Origin of the sequence: Pseudoduganella sp. R-31 (assembly GCF_049913235.1) — a bacterium.
Taxonomy (GTDB): Bacteria; Pseudomonadota; Gammaproteobacteria; order Burkholderiales; family Burkholderiaceae_D; genus Rugamonas.
This window is the reverse complement of record NZ_CP183986.1, coordinates 988,297-1,008,681: the sequence shown is the minus strand read 5'-3', so window position 1 is coordinate 1,008,681 and position 20,385 is coordinate 988,297. Positions and strand designations below refer to the sequence as shown.

Annotated in this window: 22 protein-coding genes; 10 read left to right on the top strand and 12 right to left on the bottom strand. The window is 63.4% G+C overall.

Translation table 11 applies throughout. The annotated features are described in order from the left end of the window. Positions 1-7 precede the first annotated feature (7 nt). Both ACN9MY_RS04610 and ACN9MY_RS04605 read right to left on the bottom strand, forming a co-directional pair. Positions 8-544, bottom strand: coding sequence for a KdsC family phosphatase (locus ACN9MY_RS04610; protein WP_426167889.1), 537 nt, complete (start codon positions 542-544; stop codon positions 8-10). Next, on the bottom strand, positions 544-1,542 hold the full coding sequence (locus tag ACN9MY_RS04605; protein ID WP_426167887.1) for a KpsF/GutQ family sugar-phosphate isomerase: 999 nt from the start codon (positions 1,540-1,542) through the stop codon (positions 544-546). Before ACN9MY_RS04605 ends, ACN9MY_RS04610 begins: the two co-directional genes overlap by 1 nt. An 82-nt stretch (positions 1,543-1,624) precedes the next feature. Between ACN9MY_RS04605 and ACN9MY_RS04600 the strand changes: the two genes are divergently transcribed. Then, positions 1,625-3,604, top strand: a complete 1,980-nt coding sequence (locus tag ACN9MY_RS04600; protein ID WP_426167885.1) for a cation:proton antiporter — start codon at positions 1,625-1,627, stop codon at positions 3,602-3,604. Between the two features lie 102 nt (positions 3,605-3,706). Here ACN9MY_RS04600 and ACN9MY_RS04595 read toward each other — a convergent pair whose 3' ends face one another. From ACN9MY_RS04595 to ACN9MY_RS04585, 3 genes are read right to left on the bottom strand one after another with little or no spacing between them, the layout of a single operon-like run. Then, positions 3,707-4,846 carry a DUF484 family protein gene (locus ACN9MY_RS04595; protein WP_426167883.1) on the bottom strand — a complete coding sequence of 380 codons (1,140 nt, stop codon included), beginning with the start codon at positions 4,844-4,846 and terminating at the stop codon, positions 3,707-3,709. Positions 4,847-4,866: 20 nt separating this feature from the next. Then, positions 4,867-5,718 (bottom strand): MOSC domain-containing protein, encoded by an 852-nt coding sequence (locus tag ACN9MY_RS04590; RefSeq protein ID WP_426167881.1) that lies wholly within the window; start codon positions 5,716-5,718, stop codon positions 4,867-4,869. Between the two features lie 59 nt (positions 5,719-5,777). Beyond that, positions 5,778-7,232 (bottom strand): NYN domain-containing protein, encoded by a 1,455-nt coding sequence (locus ACN9MY_RS04585; RefSeq protein ID WP_426167879.1) that lies wholly within the window; start codon positions 7,230-7,232, stop codon positions 5,778-5,780. Positions 7,233-7,304: 72 nt separating this feature from the next. On the opposite strand from ACN9MY_RS04585, the gene ACN9MY_RS04580 reads away from it, so the two are divergent. Beyond that, positions 7,305-7,790, top strand: coding sequence for a nuclear transport factor 2 family protein (locus tag ACN9MY_RS04580; protein WP_426336881.1), 486 nt, complete (start codon positions 7,305-7,307; stop codon positions 7,788-7,790). 3 nt (positions 7,791-7,793) lie between these two features. Here the strand turns inward: ACN9MY_RS04580 and ACN9MY_RS04575 are convergent, their stop codons facing one another. From ACN9MY_RS04575 to ychF, 3 genes are read right to left on the bottom strand one after another with little or no spacing between them, the layout of a single operon-like run. Continuing rightward, positions 7,794-8,399 carry a hypothetical protein gene (locus ACN9MY_RS04575; protein ID WP_426167875.1) on the bottom strand — a complete coding sequence of 202 codons (606 nt, stop codon included), beginning with the start codon at positions 8,397-8,399 and terminating at the stop codon, positions 7,794-7,796. 60 nt (positions 8,400-8,459) lie between these two features. Next, complete coding sequence (locus ACN9MY_RS04570; protein ID WP_426336880.1) at positions 8,460-9,389, bottom strand: hypothetical protein; 930 nt, start codon at positions 9,387-9,389, stop codon at positions 8,460-8,462. Continuing rightward, positions 9,389-10,480, bottom strand: coding sequence for a redox-regulated ATPase YchF (ychF, locus tag ACN9MY_RS04565; protein ID WP_426320770.1), 1,092 nt, complete (start codon positions 10,478-10,480; stop codon positions 9,389-9,391). Before ychF ends, ACN9MY_RS04570 begins: the two co-directional genes overlap by 1 nt. A 70-nt stretch (positions 10,481-10,550) precedes the next feature. Here ychF and ACN9MY_RS04560 point away from each other — a divergent pair, with 70 nt between their 5' ends. The 3 genes from ACN9MY_RS04560 (at position 10,551) to ACN9MY_RS04550 (ending at position 15,833) form a co-directional block, all read left to right on the top strand. Continuing rightward, a complete protein-coding gene (locus tag ACN9MY_RS04560) occupies positions 10,551-11,090 on the top strand; it encodes a DinB family protein (protein WP_426167869.1) in 540 nt (179 codons plus the stop codon). A 112-nt stretch (positions 11,091-11,202) separates the two neighbouring features. Further along, a complete protein-coding gene (locus tag ACN9MY_RS04555) occupies positions 11,203-14,445 on the top strand; it encodes a DUF2339 domain-containing protein (RefSeq protein ID WP_426336879.1) in 3,243 nt (1,080 codons plus the stop codon). Then, on the top strand, positions 14,442-15,833 hold the full coding sequence (locus tag ACN9MY_RS04550; RefSeq protein ID WP_426336878.1) for a DUF3999 family protein: 1,392 nt from the start codon (positions 14,442-14,444) through the stop codon (positions 15,831-15,833). Before ACN9MY_RS04555 ends, ACN9MY_RS04550 begins: the two co-directional genes overlap by 4 nt. On the opposite strand, the gene pth is transcribed toward ACN9MY_RS04550, so the two are convergent. The 3 genes from pth to ACN9MY_RS04535 form a co-directional block, all read right to left on the bottom strand. After that, the gene (gene pth, locus ACN9MY_RS04545) at positions 15,830-16,414 is read right to left on the bottom strand and encodes an aminoacyl-tRNA hydrolase (protein ID WP_426167863.1); all 585 of its coding nucleotides are present in this window, start codon (positions 16,412-16,414) and stop codon (positions 15,830-15,832) included. The two genes, ACN9MY_RS04550 and pth, sit on opposite strands and share 4 nt — an antisense overlap. A gap of 45 nt (positions 16,415-16,459) precedes the next feature. Beyond that, the gene (locus ACN9MY_RS04540; protein ID WP_426336877.1) at positions 16,460-16,882 is read right to left on the bottom strand and encodes a hypothetical protein; all 423 of its coding nucleotides are present in this window, start codon (positions 16,880-16,882) and stop codon (positions 16,460-16,462) included. An 84-nt stretch (positions 16,883-16,966) separates the two neighbouring features. Beyond that, positions 16,967-17,431, bottom strand: coding sequence for a YybH family protein (locus ACN9MY_RS04535; protein WP_426320763.1), 465 nt, complete (start codon positions 17,429-17,431; stop codon positions 16,967-16,969). 113 nt (positions 17,432-17,544) lie between these two features. On the opposite strand from ACN9MY_RS04535, the gene ACN9MY_RS04530 reads away from it, so the two are divergent. From ACN9MY_RS04530 to ACN9MY_RS04510, 5 genes are read left to right on the top strand one after another with little or no spacing between them, the layout of a single operon-like run. After that, the gene (locus ACN9MY_RS04530; RefSeq protein ID WP_426336876.1) at positions 17,545-17,814 is read left to right on the top strand and encodes a hypothetical protein; all 270 of its coding nucleotides are present in this window, start codon (positions 17,545-17,547) and stop codon (positions 17,812-17,814) included. Positions 17,815-17,819: 5 nt separating this feature from the next. Further along, complete coding sequence (locus tag ACN9MY_RS04525; protein WP_426167855.1) at positions 17,820-18,122, top strand: ArsR/SmtB family transcription factor; 303 nt, start codon at positions 17,820-17,822, stop codon at positions 18,120-18,122. A 4-nt stretch (positions 18,123-18,126) separates the two neighbouring features. Continuing rightward, the gene (locus tag ACN9MY_RS04520) at positions 18,127-18,384 is read left to right on the top strand and encodes a hypothetical protein (RefSeq protein ID WP_426336875.1); all 258 of its coding nucleotides are present in this window, start codon (positions 18,127-18,129) and stop codon (positions 18,382-18,384) included. Then, entirely contained in the window at positions 18,384-18,824 is a 441-nt protein-coding gene (locus ACN9MY_RS04515; RefSeq protein ID WP_426167851.1) for a hypothetical protein, read from the top strand. The genes ACN9MY_RS04520 and ACN9MY_RS04515 overlap by 1 nt, the downstream gene beginning before the upstream one ends. A gap of 2 nt (positions 18,825-18,826) precedes the next feature. Then, positions 18,827-19,663, top strand: a complete 837-nt coding sequence (locus tag ACN9MY_RS04510) for an N-acetylmuramoyl-L-alanine amidase-like domain-containing protein (protein ID WP_426336874.1) — start codon at positions 18,827-18,829, stop codon at positions 19,661-19,663. Between the two features lie 66 nt (positions 19,664-19,729). Here ACN9MY_RS04510 and ACN9MY_RS04505 read toward each other — a convergent pair whose 3' ends face one another. Continuing rightward, positions 19,730-20,323: a 50S ribosomal protein L25/general stress protein Ctc gene (locus ACN9MY_RS04505; protein ID WP_426167847.1), complete on the bottom strand. Its 594-nt coding sequence runs from the start codon at positions 20,321-20,323 to the stop codon at positions 19,730-19,732. Positions 20,324-20,385: the final 62 nt, after the last annotated feature.

Genomic DNA, 20,385 nt, shown 5'->3' with positions numbered 1-20,385 from the left:
CTTGCCCTTACACCAGGAACTGGGCCATCACGCGGTCATAGCTGCCGCTGGCGCGCAGCACGAATTCGCAGGCCTCGCGCACCGCGCCGCGGCCGCCCGCAGCTTCGGTAATGTAGTGGGAGCGATCGTGCGCCTCCTTGCGGCCATTCGGCACGCTGACCGCAAAGCCCACACGGCTCAACAGCGGCAGGTCCACCACGTCGTCGCCGATGAAGGCAACCTGCTCTTCCGCCAGTCCCAGGTCGGCCAGCAAGGCCTTGAACGGGGTCAGCTTGTCGTGGCCGCCCTGGTGCACGTAATCGATGCCCAGGTCCTTGGCGCGTGCCAGCACGATCGGCGTGCGCCGGGCGCTGATGATCGCGGTCTTGATGCCCGCTTCCTGCAGCAGCTTGATGCCCAGGCCGTCGTGCACATTGAAAGTCTTGACCATTTCACCGTCGGCGCCATACGTCAGGCTGCCGTCGGTCAGCACACCGTCCACGTCAAAGATGAACAGGCGCACCCTGGCTGCACGGGCAAGCAGGTCTTCGCGTTCGAGCGTCATCAGATCACCTTGGCGCGGGTCAGGTCGTGGATGTGCAGAGCGCCAACCAGCGTGCCGTCGGCATCCACCACCAGCATCTGGTTGATGCGGAATTCTTCCATCACCGCCACGGCGTCCACCGCCAGCTGGTCGGGGCCGATGGTGCGCGGGTTCAGGTGCATCACGTCCTTGATGACGACCTTGCTGAAGTCCTGGACTTTTTCGATCATGCGGCGCAGGTCGCCGTCGGTGAAGACCCCGACCGGCTTGTTGGCCGCGTCGACGATGGCGGTCATGCCCATGCCCTTCTGGGTGATTTCCAGCAGCGCATCGGGCAGCCGCGTTTCCAGGCCCACGGCCGGGATGGCGCCATCCTTGCGCATGATGTCGCGCACATGCGTCAGCAAGCGGCGGCCGAGGGCGCCGCCAGGGTGGGAACGGGCAAAATCCTCTTCCTTGAAGCCGCGCAGGTCCAGCAGCGCCACCGCGATCGCATCGCCCAGCGCCAGCGTGACGGTGGTGGAAGCGGTCGGCGCCAGGTTCATCGGGCATGCCTCCTTGGCCACCGATACGTCCAGGTGCACGTCGGCCAGCCTGGCCAGGCTCGACGCCGGCTTGCCGGTCATGGCGATCACGTGGCCGCCCATGCGCTTGACCACGGGCAGGATGGCCATCAGTTCGGCTGCTTCGCCGGAATACGAAATGGCGATCACCACGTCTTCCGGCGTCACCATGCCCAGGTCGCCGTGCGCCGCTTCGGCCGGGTGCACGAACAAGGCCGGGGTGCCGGTCGAGGCCAGCGTCGCCGCAATCTTGCGGCCGATGTGGCCGGACTTGCCGATGCCGGACACCACGACGCGCCCTTTGCATTGAAGCAACAAGGACACCGCCCGGCCCACAGTTTCGTCGGTGGCCAGGCGCGCATTCAGCGCTGCCAGTGCGTCCGTTTCGATCTGCAGGGCCTCGCGCGCCAGTTCCAGGGCACGTGTTGCGGTCTTGGCATCAAAAGATTTCAGCATTGTTTTTTCATGGGTTAAACTCATGCCCGAAGTATAGCCGAATTAGATAAGCAAAAAACTTGCCAGACAAAACAAACAACGGATGTTCTCCCCCCTTGAACTGACCCTCCTCCTCCTCGGCAGCGCCGTCCTTGGCGTGGTCGCCTTCCGCATGATGCACCTGCCGCCGATGCTGGGCTACCTGGCTGTCGGCATCCTGCTGGGCCCTCATGCCATGGGGTTGGCCGAGCAAAGCCACGCGACGGAGTTGCTGGGCGAGTTCGGGGTGGTGTTCCTGATGTTCTCGATCGGGCTCGAGTTTTCCCTGCCCAAGCTGATGGCCATGCGCTCGATCGTGTTCGGGCTGGGCATGGCGCAGGTCGGCCTCACCATTGCCGCCACCATGCTGTTCGGCTGGCTCATCCACTTCCTGCTGCCGCCCTCGATCCAGCTGGGCTGGCAAGCTTCGTTCGCACTGGGCGGCGCGCTGGCCATGTCGTCGACCGCCATTGTAGTCAAATTGCTCACGGAACGCCTGGAGCTGGAGAGCGAGCATGGACGCAAGATCATCGGCATCCTGCTGTTCCAGGACCTGGCGGTGGTGCCGCTGCTGATCCTGATCCCGGCCCTGGCGCAGAATCCGGCCGACTTGCCCAAGACCCTGGGCCTGGCCGGGCTGAAGGCGGCCGTAGTGCTGCTCCTGCTGCTGTTTGTCGGCCAGAAAGTGATGCGCAAGTGGTTCACCATTGTCGTGCTGCGGCGCTCGCAGGAGCTGTTCATGCTCAACCTGCTGCTGGTGACGCTGGGCGCGGCCTGGATCACGGAACAGGCCGGCCTGTCGATGGCGCTGGGCGCCTTCGTGGCTGGCATGCTGATTTCCGAAACCGAGTACAAGCACCAGGTGGAGGAAGACATCAAGCCCTTCCGCGACGTGCTGCTGGGCCTGTTCTTCATCACCGTCGGCATGCTGCTGAACGCGCGCGTGGTGCTGGAAAACTGGTGGCTGGTACTGGTGCTGCTCACCGGGCCCGTGCTGCTGAAGTTTGCCCTGATCGCGGGCCTGGCGCGACTGTTCGGCGCCTCCACCTCGACTGCCATGCGCACCGGCCTGGCGCTGGCGCAGGCGGGTGAATTCGGCTTCGTCCTGCTGAACGTGGTGGGCGGCATGAAGCTGGTCGACCCCTTCGTGGTGCAGGTGGTGCTGGCCTCGATGGTGCTGTCGATGCTGCTGGCGCCTTTCCTGATCGCGCAGTCGGACAAGATCGTGCTGAAGTTCTCCGCCAACGAGTGGATGATGCAGTCGCTGAACCTGACCAATATCGCAGCGCGCACGATGTCGGTGCAGAAGCACGTGATCGTGGCCGGCTTCGGCCGCTCGGGCCAGTCGCTGGCGACCTTGCTGACCGAAGAGAAGATTCCTTACCAGGCGCTGGACCTGGACCCGCTGCGGGTGCAGGAGGCGCAAGCCGCCGGCGCCAACGTGTCCTACGGCGACGCGGCGCGGCGCGAGTCGCTGGTGGCAGCCGGCATCAAGCGCGCTTCGGCGGTGGTGATCACTTACGCCTCGACGCCTTCGGCGCTGCGGGTGCTGCACCTGGTGCACGAGCTGGCGCCGGAGCTGCCGGTGATCGTGCGCTCGCACGACGATTCGGACCTGGACCGCCTGAAGGAAGCCGGCGCCGCCGAAGTGGTGCCGGAACTGATGGAAGGCTCTCTGATGCTGGCATCGCACGCGCTGGTGATGCTGGGCGTGCCGCTGCGGCGCGTGGTGCACCGCGTGCAGCGCGCCCGCGAAGAGCGCTACGCTTCGCTGCGCGGCTATTTCCACGGCGCCAGCGACAGCGGCGAAGAGTCGGAAATGGTGCGCCTGCACTCGGTGCCGCTGGGCGAGCAGGCTTCCTGCATCGGCAAATGCGTGAAGGACCTGGGGCTGGATGGCACCGGCGCCGAAATTTCCGCCATCCGTCGCGGAACAGTGCGGCTGGATGCAGATGCTGGCACCACGCTGGAAGCCGGCGACGTGGTGGTACTGCGCGGCACGGCCGAGGAAGTGGCGCGTGCGGAAAACGACCTGCTGGCTTGAAAACCGGTAAGTCAGTGTCTGACCCGCAGGGTCAGACACTTGGCGCGCGGCCGTTGCAGGCTTGGTGTCTGACCCTGCGGGTCAGACACCGGGTTGCCGGTTCTACGCAGCGTAGCGGATCACTCGGTTGCGGCCGCCTTCCTTGGCCTGGTACAGGGCTTCGTCGGCCTGTTCGATCAGTTGCGTCGCCTGCTCTTCCGGCGACACGTCACCAGGCACCTGCGCCAGGCTGGACACGCCGACCGAAGCCGTGATCGACACCTTCACGCCGTGCGACAGCTCGATCATGCTGGCCGCGATGCCGGCGCGGATGCGTTCGCCCACATAGGTCGCGCTCTCCAGGTCAGCATCGATCAGCAGCACCACGAATTCCTCGCCGCCAAAGCGCGCCAGCGCGTCCGACAGCCGCAGCTCCGCCTTGATGCGGTTGGCCACTTCGCGCAGCACTTCATCGCCGCCGCCGTGGCCGACTGTATCGTTGACGCGCTTGAAATGGTCGATGTCGATGTACATGAACGACACCGGATAGGACTGCCGGCGTGCGCGGGCAATTTCTTCGAGCAAGCGGCGATCGACGTAGCGGCGGTTGAACACGCCAGTCAGCGCATCGGTCAGCCCCATGTACTTCAGCATTTCGTTGGAGATCACGTTCTCCAGGCAGATGGCGATGATGGAGGCCATATGCTCGATGAAATCGGTGCCCAGGCTCGGCGAGAAACGCGTCGGGTCGGCGCTGCCCAGGTTCAGCGAGCCAATCAGCCGCTTGTTGCGCAGCAGCGGTACCACGCCCACGCTTTGCAGGCGCATGCCAGGCTGCGGGAACTGCGGCCCGTGCTTCCGTGCGTCGAACATGCCAAGGCAGGGCTTGGGCGCCTGGCCCGGTTCGATCTCGAAGGCCAGGCTCTCCGTGTCCGGCACGAACACCAGGTTGGGAAAGTCGGCGAAATCGACGCCCAGCTTTTCCATCACGGTGCGGATATCGTCATCCACGTCGACCAGCGACAGGGTCACAGCATCGAGGTCGGAAATCACCGGCAGGGTGCGGAAAATGGTGCCAATCAGCTCGGGGAAGCTGGCCGCGCCGACAATCTCCAGGTCGAATGCCTGGTGGCGCGTCATGATCGAGTGATTGCGTTCGGCCTGCTCGATCAGGTAGGCAAGACGGGCGCGCAGAGACTGGTTTTCTGCCGCCAGTTCCGCCAATGTGGGCTGCTTGCCCGTGATTTTCTGCGTGATCTCCATCGCCCTGCCGATATTCACTACTAAAACGACAGTGTAACCTCGATTGGGTCGCCAACCGATAGTTTTATGCCATCACCTGTTGCTACGATTGCATTCATGCCGAAGCAGATGCCGCCATCGACTTCCGGCTTGGCGCGGTAGCTTTGCAGGATGTCCAGCGGGTCCGGGCCGAATTCGCCGGTGGCCTGGTCGACCGACGGCATCGGGCAGCGCGCGCAGGGCTTGACCGGCTTCAGGACGGCCTCACCGATGCGGAATTCCTCGGTGTAGTCTTCTTCGAAGGCGTCCAGGTCTCCCACCACCAGGTTGGGACGGAAGCGGTTCATCGGCAAGGGCTGGCGGCCTTGCTGCTGCAGTTTTTCATTGAGGTCCCGCAGGGAACCGGTGCCGATCACCAGGATCGGGTAGCCGTCGGAGAACAGGGTCGGGTGCTGGTCGCCGTTGGTCCATTTGCCGCTGGTCAGGCGCTTTGCGTTGGCGTGGAAGCGCGCCAGGCGGCATTCGATGCCGAGGAACTTGCTGAACCAGGTGGCGGTCGTTTCATCGCAATCGTAGGCCAGCACGCTGTCGTCCCAGACTTGTACCTGCAGCGTCGGCGCGCGGTCCGGGTCGGGCAGGCCAAGCGGGATTTCCAGCTGCAGCATGCCGGGCGCGCGCAACTCCATGGCTTCAGCTTTCAGGCGCGGCACGATCAGCGCCATGCGCGGATGGTCGCGCTGGGTCAGCGCCACGCCGCCGGCGTCGACCAGCATCCACTCGCGATCGTAGATCTGCTCGGTCATCAGGCCGGCGCGGGTCAGGGTCGCGTGCTTCAACGACAGGCCCGCGCAGGACTTGATCGGGTAAAGGGTCAGTTCGGAGATGAAGGGCATAGTGCTTGCGAGTATGGCAGAAAAAACTTCGCCGCGCGGTGCGCGGCGAATCGTGAACGTTAAGCTTCTGCTTTCGGCTTCTTCGGCAGCTTGCTGCGCGCGGACGGCTTGTGCGTGCCGGGCTTCCTGACGCGCTTCTGCGCCGTCTGCTTGGCTTCCGCCGCGGCTTCCGCTGGCGGCGCTTCCAGTGCCGCTGCTTCGGCTACCACCGCATCAGCCGCAACCGCAGCCAACACTGCCTCGGCCTGCTGCACCGCTTCCGCCGCATCGGCAGCCGCCTGCGCTACCTTGCTGCCGCGCGAGCCGGCCTTCTTGGCCGCCGGCTTCTTGGCAGCAGCGCGGGTGCGCTTGGCCGGGGTTTCAGCAGGCGCTTCCGCCGGGGCTTCGGTCGCCACTTCCACCACTGGAGCCACCTCCTCCAGCGCAGCCACGGCAGCGACTTCGGCATCGGCTGGAACCTCGACCGGGGCGGCCGCAGTTCCTGCAGCCGCATCGCCCTCGCCGCGACGGCCGCGACCACCACGGTTACCGCGGTTGCGGCGGCCGTCGCGGCCTTCGCGTTCGCGGCGCGCGTCGCCTGCCGGCTCGCCGGGGGCAGCAGAAGCTTCCTCATGGAGTTCCTGCGCCTCCGCTGCAACGGCGTCCGCCACAATTCCAGCGTCCTGCTCGACCTGCGCTTCAACCGGCAGCACGACCGGCTGGCTGCTACGGTACACGTAGGCGCCGGACTTCTCGTCGCGGCCGAATTCCAGCAGGCCGCGCGCCTTCATTTCTTCCAGCAGGTTGCCGAAGGTGCGGAAACCGTAATACGACTCGCTGAAATCCGGCTTGCGGCGCTTGATCGCCTCCTTCAGCACGGAAGCCCAGATCTTGCCTTCGCCACGTTCGGCAGCCAGCGCATCGAACGTGGTGTAGGCGATTTCCACGCACTGGTTGCGGCGCTTGTCCATCTCTTCGCGGCGGCGCTTCTCTTCTTCCGGCGTGCGCTTCGGCTTTTGCTCGCTCGCATCGCGGCTCGCCTGGCGCTGGCGGCGCGATTCGCGCACCAGGTCGTCGTAGAAAATGAACTCGTCGCAGTTGGCCACCAGCAGGTCCGAGGTGGAATCCTTCACGCCCACGCCGATCACGCGCTTGGCGTTCTCGCGCAGCTTGGACACCAGCGGCGAAAAGTCGGAGTCGCCCGAAATGATGACGAAGGTGTTGACGTGGGCCTTGGTGTAGCACAGGTCCAGCGCATCGACCACCATGCGGATGTCGGCCGAATTCTTGCCGGACAGGCGCACGTGCGGGATTTCAATCAGTTCGAAATTCGCCTCATGCATCGGGCCCTTGAAGCCCTTGTAGCGGTCCCAGTCGCAGTAAGCCTTCTTGACCACGATGCTGCCCTTCAGCAGCAGGCGTTCCAGCACCGGCTTGATGTCGAATTTCTCGTAGTTGGCGTCGCGGACGCCCAGTGCGACGTTTTCGAAGTCGCAGAACAGTGCCATGCTGGCGTTTTCGTTGGGTGAGGCCATTTTCTTTACTGGATGCTGTGCACAATCCAACGATTATACTATTTCGCCAACATTGACCCGGGAGACAACCGAATGAAACGCTTGCTGATCGCCGCCGCCACCGTCCTCATGATGCACAGCGCTCTGGACGTCGACCCGGACAGCGAATTCCGCCAGCAGGTCAACGCCTTCGTCGACAGCTGGCACGACGACGCAGCCAACACCCGCCCCGACTACTGGGACAAGTTCACGCCGGACGCCGTGTTCATCGGCACCGACAAGAGCGAGGTGTGGAGCTACCAGGAATTCAAGGCCTGGGCCAAGCGTTTCTGGGATCGCAAGAAGGCGTGGAGCTTCACCGCGCAAAAGCGCAATGTCTACTTCTCGCCGGACAAGAAATACGTGTGGTTCGACGAGCAGCTCAACACACAGATGGGGACTTGCCAGGCCAGCGGCGTGCTGGTCAATACTGGCAAGGGCTTCAAGATCGAGCATTACCAGCTGTCGCTGGCCGTGCCGAACCCGTTGATGGATAGCTTCACCAAAGCGATCGCCGAGCACGAGGCAAAGACCAAGTAACAATCAACCCCGCCTGTCCTCCGCGACGAAAACAGGGATCATCGGCCAGCCTGTAGCTCCTATCGTGGGGCCGCGCCCCGAATCGCCAAATACTGCAAAAGCCGCCGTAATTTCTTCCTTCAGGCTGCTTAGCAATTTTGGCGGAATCCGGGCTTGGCCTTCAATAGCAACTTGATTGGAGATGGGTCCGCGGCGATATAGCCTGTACCACGCACCATTGGCAGGCACAGCGAAAATGTCGTCTTTTTTGCCAGTAAGGTGCCACCCGCCGGACTGGAATGCTTTCTCGACCAGCACCCGCGCCTGCTCCAGGTTGTCCTCAGGGCCTGCTTGCATGTCCTCGACCGAATATTCGCAGTGATCTTCCTGCCACAAGTGCAATGTCCATTCGTTACAGTGGAACAGGTAGTGGTCTGCGGGCATCTCCCTTCGGCGCGGCAACCACAACATGAAGCTTCCCGCAGCCCGGTCGACCGTGAATCCGCCACCCAACCACATCACTTCCGCCGACTGGCGCGGGTGCAGGTACCAATGCCACCCGGCGAGCGCCGCGACCGAATAAATCCAATCGATGTCCTCGCGGGACATCTTCTCGACTTGATAGCCCATTTTTGAAATTCGATAGAAACACCGCGCAAGGCAGGACTTGGGCCGGCAATCCCCGCTCGATCAGTTGGAGCGGGCGAAGGTCAGGACCGCATTGTCGCAGCACCCGGCCGGCTTAATGGTCAATTCGAACGATGCGCTGACGACCGAGTAGCGCAGCAGCACCCGGGCCGGTTGATCCTCGACCAGTGCGGTATAGAGGGAGCGGTAGAAGGTGGTGTTTTCCTGTGCCAGCAGGTACAGCTGCTCATCCCACACCGTAGTCCTGGGCGACAAGGCCTTCAGATTGTCGTCGAAGGCCTCCCTCAGGCCGTACTCCATGCCTTCTTCGCGAAACGGCACGGTAAGCAGCAACTTGCCTCCAGCCGAGAGGCGCACGGACAGGTCGGGCAACACTTCGACCAGGGTGCTGGCGAGGAGCTTTTCGTCGCTCTTGCTCAAGCCCATGTCGCCCCCTTGGCGCGTGCCGCCGGAAATCGAAGATTCGCTGCCACTCCAGCGCCCCTTGCTGTCGCGGCTCAGGTCCCACATGGTATTGGCACCGCCAAAGCCTTGGATCGCGGACAGGCGATACTTGCCGACCGCACCGGCCAACAGCGCCTTTTTCGGCGGGATGATGATTTCAGAAGTCTGGTGGGCGACCAGCGGCAAGTTCTTGCCGCCGTCCGGCGATTGCCAGCTGCCCTGCAGGCTGCCGTCGCGCAGCACCGCGCGCAAGCGGCCCGTGACCGTGGGATTGAATGCGAGCTGCTCGTCCATCACAAGCGTGCCGTCGGGTGCGGCCTTGCCTTTCAGGAAGAGCTCGGATTTCTTGCCCGCATAGCGGTAAGTACCGGAAATGACGCCATCGACATTTTTCAAGTCCATGCTGAACTTGAGCTTGTCGCCGATGGTGCCGTCAAATTTCTTGTGGAAGTAGGCGCCCTGCTGCGCCACCGCCGGCGCAGTCAACAGCAGCGCCGCCAGCGCGGCAGCGAGGGCGCTGGCCTGCATCAAACGTTGAACAGGAAGTTCAGCACGTCGCCATCCTTGACCACGTATTCCTTGCCTTCAGCGCGCATCTTGCCCGCTTCCTTGGCGCCGGTTTCCCCTTTGAACGCGATGTAGTCGTCGAAGGCGATGGTCTGGGCGCGGATGAAGCCGCGCTCGAAGTCGGTGTGGATCACGCCGGCAGCTTGCGGCGCGGTGTCGCCTACGTGGATGGTCCAGGCGCGCACTTCCTTCACGCCGGCGGTGAAGTAGGTTTGCAGGCCGAGCAGCTTGAAGCCGGCGCGGATCAGGCGGTCCAGGCCAGGTTCGGCCATGCCCATGTCGGCCAGGAAGGCTTCCTTGTCGGCGTCGTCCAGTTCGGCGATTTCCGCTTCGATGGCGGCGCAGATGGCCACGATCGGCGCGTTCTGGGCTTCGGCGTACTTGGTCAGCTGGTCCAGCAGCGGGTTGTTGGTGAAGCCGCTGTCGGACACATTGGCCACGTACATGGCTGGCTTGGCGGTGATCAGGCACAGCGGCTTGATCAACGCCATGTCTTCGGCGCCCAGGCCCATGGCGCGCACTGGCTTGGCTTCGTTCAGGTGCGGCACCAGGGTTTCCAGCAGGGCTACCAGCTTGGCCGAATCCTTGTCGCCGGAGCGGGCTTTCTTCTGCTCGCGGGCGATGGTTTTTTCCACGGTCGACAGGTCGGCCAGCGCCAGCTCGGTCTGGATCACTTCGATGTCGTCCAGCGGTGATACGCGGCCGGCCACGTGTACGACGTTGTCGTCTTCGAAGCAGCGCACCACATTCACGATAGCGTCGGTTTCGCGGATGTGGGACAAGAACTGGTTGCCCAGGCCTTCACCCTTGGACGCGCCAGCCACCAGGCCGGCGATGTCGACGAACTCCACGATGGCAGGCAGGATGCGTTCCGGCTTGACGATTTCAGCCAGCTGCTTCAGGCGCGGATCAGGCACTTCCACCACGCCGACGTTTGGCTCGATGGTGCAGAACGGGTAGTTCTCGGCCGCGATGCCGGCCTTGGTCAGTGCATTGAAAAGAGTGGACTTGCCGACGTTAGGCAGGCCGACGATGCCGCATTTGAGACTCATGGAAAACCTTTAAATGATATTGTTCTGCTACGGAATTTTCCGCAAATAGACCGAGATTGTACCCCAGAACATGTCCAGAACCGCCCATATCGCCCTGCTGGCCCGCTACAACGAGTGGATGAACAACAAGCTGTACGAAGCGGCGGCGGCCTTGCCGGCGGAGGAATTGACGGCAGACCGCGGCGCGTTCTTTGGTTCCCTGCTGGCGACCCTGAACCACATCGCCGTGGCAGACACCATCTGGCTGAAACGCATCGGCGTCCATCCGCGCTTTGCCGCCGCACTTGCGCCTGTGTTGGCCTTGCCGGCGCCGATCGCGCTGGATCAGCCGCTCTTCGATTCCCTGGCCGCCCTGCGCGAGCACCGGGCCTGGCTTGACCGCCTGATCCTTGACTGGAGCGCCGGCCTGACGGAGGCGGACCTGGACGCCGTCATCAGCTATCGCCGCATGAACGGCGAAGCCAACCAGCGGCAACTCGGGCTATTGCTGCTGCATTTCTTCAATCACCAAACCCATCATCGCGGCCAGGCCAGCACCCTGCTGTCCCAGGCCGGCGTTGACGTGGGTGCGACGGACCTGCTGTTGCTGGTTCCTGAGGCGGAGGCTTGAGCAGGATCAGATCCTGATACGCCTCTGGGCAATCGGCGATACGGGTATCGCTGGCGCTTGTAATATTGTTACCAATGGAAAATAATGCCATTAGTACAATATAGGAGCATTCATGGATTTGCTGTGGTTTATCGTGCTGGCGCTTGTGTCGCGCTGGGCCTGGCTCGCGCGCCGCGATGCCCGACAGGCACGCGAGCATGCCCTCGAGTTGCAGCGCGACCTTGCTGCGTTGGAAATCGCCCTTGCCAGCCTCCAGCAACGCACCGCTGCCCAGCAAGCAGGCGTCGCGCCGGAACCGCCAGCTGCAGCGGCGCCTTCCGTCGCGCCATCCCGGCCGGCCGAGCGCGAGCCGCTGCCAGCGCGTACCGCCGTGCTCCCAGGGCAAGCGCAGCAGCCAACGCCAGCGCCGGCACTGGCCGTCACACCTGCGGCGCCAATTGAGCAAGCCGCCACGCCCGAACCTCTGGCCGAGATAGCCGCCGCTGCATCGCCCACCGCAAATGCCGAGCCACCTGCCGCGCCGCGTCCAGAACCTGCTGCCAAGGCAAGCAAGGCCGAACAAGCCCCGGCTCCCGCACGCCCAAACCGGCCGCCAAGCGAGCCGCCAGCCTGGTTGACCGCCGCCCGCAACTGGCTGTTCGAAGGCAATCTGGTGGCGAAAATCGGCCTTCTCATCCTTTTCATCGGTGTCAGCTTCCTGCTGAAATATGCTGCCGCCCGCGTCACCGTGCCGATCGAACTGCGCCTGGCCGGCATCGTGCTCGCCGACTTGGCCGCGCTGGCCTGGGCCTGGCGCATCCGCAACAGCAACAAGGGCGTCAGCCTGCCGCTGCAGGGCACCTGCATGGCGGTGCTGATGCTGGTGGTGTTTGGCGCCTTCCGCATCTACCACCTGATCCCGGGCGGCATGGCCTTCGTCATGCTGTTCCTGCTGACGCTTGGCACTTGCCTGCTGGCGGTGCTGCAAAATGCGCAATGGCTGGCCATCTTCGGCATTACCGGCGGCTTCGCGGCGCCGATCCTGGCGTCCACCGGCCAGGGCAGCCACGTCGGCCTGTTCAGCTATTACGCCCTGCTTAACGCCGGGGTGCTGGCGATCGCCCTCAAGCGCTCCTGGCGCGCACTGAACCTGCTCGGCTTCGCGTTCACTTTTGCCATTGGCACCGCCTGGGGCGTGCTGCGCTACGAGCCGCAGTTCTACCTGTCGGTGCAAGGCTTCCTGGCACTGTTCTTCCTGTACTACGTCGGCATCGCCGTCGCCTACGCCCACGCCCACCTCGAGGCGCCCAAGCTGAAAGGCTATGTCGACGGCACGCTGGTCTTCGGCACGCCGATGCTCGCCGCCAGCCTGCAATTCGGCCTGGTCAAGGGCTTCGAATTCGGCATGGCCTATTCCGCCCTAGTACTTGGCCTGTTCTACGCCGCGCTGGCAATCTCGCTGGCGCGCCGCCGCGCCACCTACGGCCTGCTGGTCGATGCCTTCACCGCACTGGCTGTGGTGTTCGGCACGCTCGCCATTCCGATGGCGCTCGACGGCCGCTGGACCTCTGCCGCCTGGGCGCTGGAAGGCGCCGGCATCGTCTGGATCGGCCTGCGCCAGCGCCAGCCGCTGGCCTGGGGCTTCGGCCTGCTGGTACAGCTGGGCGCCTGGGTCAGCTTCATCGGTTCGGTGTCCGGCCTGGATCCGGAGGCCGCCATGCATTCCAACCTGTGGCTGGGCTTCCTGCTGCTGGCGATCAGCGCCTGCATCATGGCCATGCGTTTCCGCAGCCATTCCGGCGAAGAGGGCCTGGGCCGCCTGCAACTGCTGGGGGCGCTGTTTCTCGCCGGCTCCGCTATCTGGCTGGTCGGCGGCGCCTGGACCGAAGTCATTCTTCGCACCAGCGGCAAACTACAGGCCAACCTGCTGGTTGCCAGTGCCCTTGGCGCAGCCGTCGTCATGGCCCTGATCGGACGCCGCCTGGCCTGGCCAATGGCACGCGGCCTGGCCCTGGGCATACAACTGCTGGCGGGCCTGGTGCTGGCCTTCCTGCTCGCCTTGAACTGGCACGTTGCACCGATGTCGCCGGACTTGTTCGCCACGCCTTTCCTGGGCAGCGTGATGCTGCTGGCCGGCGCCGTGTTCAGCGCCTGGACGCTGAAGCGCCACGGCTCGCAATACCCGCCTGCCTGGTCGAATGCGGTACTGGCGTATGCCGGCGTATGGTGGCTGCTGGTGATCGTGCCGACGATTGCCAACTGGCTGCTGGCCCATTATGAAATCGCCACCACCGGCGACTTTGAGCCGCATAGCCCGTTGCGTGCCAGCGCCTACAACCTGGTGGTCGTCGCTACTACGCCGCTGTTCGTCAAGCTGGCGCAACGCCTGTCCTGGCCAGCCCTGCGCGCCGCAGTGCTCCCGGCATGGCTGCTGTTCGGCATGACTACGCTGGGCATGCTTGGCGCGCTGTATAGCAGCATCACGGTGCCCGCCGGCGAGGTATGGTTTGCCTACGCCGCCCTGTGGCTGCTCTCCGAATGGCTGATGCGTGGCGCAACGCTGGGCAAGGCGCCGCAAGTGGTCCTGCACACGCTGCGCAGCACCGGTCCCTGGCTGATGATCTGGCCGGTTGGCGCCTACTGGATTTCGCGCGGGCTGGAAGGCAGCGGCGCCGATCCGGCCTGGGCCAACTTCCTGCCGGCCTGGCTGATGATGGGCGGCCTGGCCTGGGTCATGCGCCGCGTGCGTGCCAACGGCTGGCCCGTGAAACCGGTAGCGGAGTGGTACCGCGACGTGTTGCTGCCGCTGGGCTGCGGCTGGTCGCTGCTGCTGGTGGCAGTCTGGAACCTGGGCCAGGATGGCGCAATGGCGCCGCTGCCCTACGTCCCGCTGGCAAATCCGCTTGACCTGACCAGCATCTTTGCGCTGCTGCTGTCGCTTGCCGCCTACCGCATGCTGCAGGACAAGCTCTCGCCCTACCGTCCACAGCTGCTGGCCGGCGCAGCATTGGTCGCCTACGCGTGGTTCAACCTCGCGCTGCTGCGCACCGTGTCGCACTACGTCGGCGTACCGTACCAGTTCGATCACTTGTTTGCATCGCAGTTCGTGCAAGCCATGCTCTCGCTGGTCTGGAGCGTGACCGCGCTGCTGTTGATGCGCTTCGCGGCCCGCAGGCAGGACCGGAAATTGTGGATCGCCGGCGCAGTACTGCTTGGTGTCGTGGTCGCCAAGTTGTTCCTGGTGGACCTGTCCAACGTCGGCGGCGTGGAGCGCATCGTATCCTTCCTCGGCGTTGGCGCGCTGATGGTCGGCATCGGTTACCTTGCCCCCTATCCGTCCGCGCGCGGCGGCGAAAATGAAAAGGAAGCAGCATGAACGCGTTGCTTTTGGCAGCTGCTGTCGCCACCACTGCGGTAAGCGATCTGCCGCAGAATTACACCCACCTCATTCCGCTATCGGTGAATGGCAAGCCAAGCGTGGTGCAGTTGCAGTTGCCGCGCGATGCCTACCTGAATGCGCGCTCGCCGTCGCTCAACGATTTGCGCATGTTCGATGCGCATGGCACGCCGCAACCATTTGCCCTGCGCCAGCCGGATGCGGCGCCAACCATCAGCCACCGGGCCCTTCCGGTGCGTATCTTCCCACTGATGGCGGAACGTTCCGACGCCCCGCTGGCAGGACTGGAAGTCAGCACTGCAAGCGATGGCCGCGTGCTCTCCGTCCGCCTGCCCACGCAACAGGGCGCCGCGCCGGCCGGCCGCACGCAGGAACGCCTGGCGGGACTGGTGCTGGACCTGCGGCAGGAAGGGCTGCAGCAGGCACCCACCGTCGACGCCCTGCATTTCACGCTGCCGCCAGGCCGCAACACCTACACCGGCCAGGTATGGCTGGAGGCCAGCGACGACCTGAAACACTGGGAAGCCATCGGCGTGGCGGAATTGAGCTGGCTGGCCAATGCCAGCGCAGAAAGGCTGGCCAACGACAAGCTGGAATTCCCGGCACGCCAGATGCGCTATGCGCGCCTGAGCTGGCGCAGCGGCGAGCCCCTCCCTTTCGCCAGCATCAGCGCCCAGTCGCCAGTTCAGGGGCCGGCTGCAGCGCCGCTTGAATCCTTGCTGCTGCAGCCGCAACCGGGCCGCGACCCGCGCGACCTTCAATACAGCAAACCGGCAGGCGTCACCGCTCGACGCGTCGGGCTGCAGATCGACAGCGGCAATATGGTGTTGCCCGCGATGCTGGGCAACTACGTCGAAGTACGTCGCACCGGCCAGTTCCGTTTCGAGCCGGCCCTGCACACCACGTTCTACCGCCTGGAGAAGGATGGCAAATCACGGCTCTCGGACGACATCGCGGTTCCGGCCTGGCTTGGCGACCGTTGGGTGCTGCGCTTCGACCAGCCACCGACGATCAAACCCGCGCTGCGCGTAAGCTGGGTGCCGGCCACATTGGTATTCGTTGCCGGCGGCACCCCGCCCTACAAGCTGGCCGTGGGGCGCGACAAAGCCGCGCCGGCGGAGCGCGATATCAGGGAGGTGGCGCCCGGCTTTACCGAGGCAGAATTGCGCACGCTGGATCACGCTACGGCTGGCCCAGCGCAAGAGCAGCTTGAAGCCCTGGCCAACGCAGCCAAGCGCGCAAGCGCCGACAACAGCGCCGCCCAGAACCGCTTGATGATCCTGTGGGGCGTGCTGGTGCTGGGCGTGGCGCTTGTTGCGGGGATGGTGTGGCGCCTGCTGCGGCAGGCCGGCGCCGGCTCCAGTTAATTGGTATGCAGCTCCATCGTCGCCTTGGTGAAGTCGCCGGCGACGGCGGTGGGAATGATGCGCAGCGCTTTCTCGATCGCTTCTTCGATCAGCAATTGCTCTTCGCGACGCGGGCGGTGCAGCACGAAGTCGGCCACCGGCTGGTTCAGGTTCAGCGTGCGCGGATGGCCGATGCCGATGCGCAGGCGCCAATAGTCCTGGGTGCCCAGGGCGGACGTGATGTCCTTCAGGCCATTGTGGCCGCCGGACGAACCGCCCTTTTTCAGCTTGGCGGCGCCCGGCGGCAAGTCCAGTTCATCGTGCACTACCAGCACTTCGTCCGGTTGGATCTTGTAGAAGCGCGCAATGGCGCCGACCGACTGGCCGGAGCGGTTCATGTAGGTTTGCGGCTCCAGCAGCCACAGTTGGTTGCCGCCGATGATGGTCTTGGCCACCATGGCATTGAAGCCTGATTCGCGCTGCAGGCGCGCATTCGGCAGCGAGTTTGCGAGGTTGTCCACCAGCCAGAAGCCGGCGTTGTGGCGGGTTTGTTCGTATTCGGCGCCGGGATTGCCGAGGCCAACGATCAGGCGGATGGGCATGGTCTTGCGGTTGCGAGTGCAAAACCGCAGATTATACCCTTGCCCTCAACCGAGTAGTCCGCGCGCCAGCAAGGCAAGTTCGCCTATCAGTATCATGGCCATCATGCCGAATCCCCAGCGGCTGATACGGTCTACGTGATCGCGCAGGGCATCGATCTGGGCCGGCAGCGGTGCCACGGCCTTGGCAATCTCATCCCTTGTGTAAAGCTGCATTTCGAGACGAAGCTTCACGAAGCCGTCGTCAATGTATTGGCGCATGCCGGTGAACTGTGCGTCTGTGGAGGCCTGCATGCTGGCGAATTGTGCATCGAAGGAGGCCTGCATGCTGGCGAACTGTGCATCGAAGGAGGCCTGCATGCTGGCGAACCGCGCATCCATGTGCTGTCGCAGCAAGGCCAGTTCGCAATTGACGGCATCCAAGGCTTTCTCCTGTGCGGCAGTCCGGTCATCCGGGGTCAACTGTTCCATGGCGGCCTCCCACTGTCGGCAAGCCACCATTGTTTGCCATTCTCGCGCTTTGTGCCTTGAACTGGCGCACAAGAAAGAGCGGAACTATTTCGGCGCTGCGCTGTCAGCGTTCCAGGTATCGCGCCAATACATCCACTTGCCGTTGACCTTCTTGTCCACCGACAGATACTTGCCGGTCTCGACCACCTTGCCGTCCTTGTCTTTCACCATATAGGTGCCGGACGACCAGCCCAGGTTGCCGCTTGCGCCGCTGTCCGATTTCTCGCCAAAGCTGAACACCATGCCGGACTTGCCGGCGCCCTGCGCCTCCTTCAGCAGGAATTCGCTGATGGCCGCACGGCCGGTGACTGCTGGCGCACCTGGCGGCATCAGTACCGCGTTTTCGTCGTACAGCTTGGCCAGTCCATCGCCGTCGGCTGCCGCGAAGGCTTTCAGCCAGGCCTGGTCGACCGCCTTGATCGCCGCACCATCCGCCTTGGCGTCGGCCGCCAACGCTGGCACAGCACATACGGCTACCAGCACCATAACCCCTGCAAGTTGCGCTTTCATTGGATCGTCCTCCCGTGGTGAAAAGTCATTTCAGCATAGAACACTTGACAACAGATTCCACCTGTAAGATATTTATTACACGTGTCTTTAATTTAAAACAGAAAGGACGTGCCATGAAATACCTGACTACCCTCATGTCTGCCGCAGTCCTGGCCGCCCCCGCCTTGGCCGCTGACGCGCCAATGACGGACAAGGAGCGCATCGACCAGCTGCTTGAACAAAACAGGATGCTGATCGCCCAGAACACCCTGCTGGCCGAACAATGCGAACGTCCCAAAACCAAGGAAGAAAGCTTCGCCCAATGCATGCAAGCAGCGCGTGGCGAAAAAGGGGCGATGGCGACCGAATCGGTCAGCGCCAACTGCCGCCTGCTGTTGAAGTGAGTGGAATGCAAAAGCTATTGCCAGTGCTGGAAGCGCTTGCCAATCCGCACCGCTTGCGCATCATCGCTGCATTGAAAACGGACGGCCGCAACTACGTCAGCCAACTGGCCCGCGACGTAGGCATCAGCCGCCCGCTGCTGCACCTGCACCTTGCCAAGCTGGAGGCGGCTGGCCTTGTCACCAGCAAGCACGAGCTTTCCAGCGACGGCAAGGCGCTGAACTACTTTGAAGTAGCCGATTTTCGCCTGACGCTCGATCCCGCTGCGATCGCGGAAGCTGCCAAACATCTCAACCTGGAAGGGGAATGACCGTATGTCCGAGCATATTTACCTGTTGACCCTGGGCCTGCCGTTGGCAACTGTACTGATTGTCTTTGGCATGAAGTACTGGTCCGCCGCGCACAAGGCGCACGCCGAAGCGGCCAACGCCGAGGCTTACCACGCACTGGCCGCGAAAGCAGCAGCCACCCAGGCGGAAAACGCCGCCGCGCTGGCCGCCATGCAGGCCACGCTGGCCAACATGAACGGCCGCCTGGCCGAAGTCGAAACCATGCTGAAAGAGGTGGGCTGATGCTGGCCCGCCTGTGGCAGCGCGATGCGCGGCATGAAGGCGTCATGCGCATCAACATCTACCTGCTGCGCCTGCTCTATGCGCTGATGTTCTTCATGCTGGGCCAAACCACCTGGACTGAAATCCTGACCCACCAGGGCCCGTGGGAGCCGAACAAGGCTGTGGCATGGACCGTATGGACGGCTTTTGCCACGCTGGCAGGCCTTGGCTTGCTGCGCCCGGTGAAGATGCTGCCGATTATCCTGCTCGAGATCCTCTACAAGGTGATGTGGCTGGCCATCGTCGCCTACCCGCTCTGGTCGCGCGGCGAACTGGCCGGCTCGCCGGCGGAAAGTACCACCTATGCTTTCCTGGGCGTGCTGCTGGCCATTATTGCCGTACCCTGGGGCTATATCGCCAAGTCTTACTTCACCTGGCCCTCGAAAACCAAACCAGCCTGAACATGCCTTTCCTTGCCAGTGTCATGCTCGCCGCCGCGCTCACCGCGGCGGCGGAACCGAAACAGATTTACCAGATGTCGCCGCAGGAAGCGGGCGCCTTCATCGCCGAGGTGCGGCGTGCCGAACCCGACCTGCGCAAGCGCATCGCTACCATCGGCCGGCGCAATATCGGCCAGCCGTACAAGCTGAACCTGCTGGGTGAATTCCCTTACGAGCTGCACGACACGCTGCCGATGTACAGCCTGTCCGCCAGCGATTGCCTGGTTTTTGCCGAGCACACCTATGCGATGGCGCTCAGCTCCTCGTGGGAGGAGTTCTTCTGGACGCTGCAGCGCATTCGATACAAGGACGGCGTGATCGGCGTAGCCAGCCGCAACCACTACATGGAAGTGGACTGGAACATCAACAACCACTGGCTGCTCTCAGATGCAAGCAGCGGCGCCAGCTATGCCATGCGCGTCGATCGTGCGCAGTTCCTCAAGGTCCAGCACCATGTACAGCGCGACATTCCAGTGCAGGACACGCAGGAAAGCTACCTGCCGGTTGAGCGCGCGCTGCGGGAGTTCGGTACGCTGGGCGAAGGCGATATGGTGGAAGTAGTATCTGTGCGCAAGGGCCAGCACATGGTGACCCACGTTGGCCTGGTGGTGCTTGATGCACAGGGAGCACGCCACTTCCTGCATTCTTCGGCGCCGGAAGTGCGCGAAGAACCGTTCGAAGCCTTTATCGCACGCACCCAGGCACGTGCCGACAATGGCCTGGCCGGGTTCAAGTTCATGCGCCTGAACGAGGCCATCGTGGTGCCGCCCTCGGCGCCCCAGCCGCGTCCCGGCGCGTAAGCAATAAAAAAGGGGACGTACCCCTTTAAAGGGTACGTCCCCTTTTTTTATTGCGGCGAAAGAGGATTACTCTTTAGCAGCAGCGGCTTCAGCAGCAACAGCGCCGGCTGGCACGGATGCGGTAGCGATGGTGGCATCGGAACCGTGGGTCACGATGGTCACGCCCTTCGGCAGGGTCAGCTGGGAAGCGTGGATCGACTGGCCGACATCCATCTTCGACAGGTCAACGGTCAGGAACTCTGGCAGGTCAGCTGGCAGGCAGGAGATTTCGATCTCGTTGGCCACGTGGCTGATGGTCGCTGCGTGCAGTTTCACAGCTGGGGACACGTCAGCGTTTTCGAAGTGCAGGGCAACTTTCACGTGCAGTGGCTTGTTGGCGTCAACGCGCTGGAAGTCAGCGTGCAGAACCAGTTGCTTGAACGCGTGCATCTGGAAGTCGCGCAGCAGCACTTTTTCCACTTTGCCGTCGATTTCCATGTCTAGGATGGACGAGTGGAAAGCTTCTTTTTTCAGCGCGTGGAACAGTGCGTTGTGGTCCAGGGCGATGGTCACAGGGGCTTCGGTGCCACCGTAGATGATGCCAGGGGTCTGGCCGGAATTACGCAGGCGGCGGCTCGCACCCGTACCTTGCAGATCACGTTTGAATGCTACAACTTTCATGGAATACTCCAAAAAATAAAACAAGGCTCGCGCCTTGTCGATAAACGAAGTGCCCCGCGACC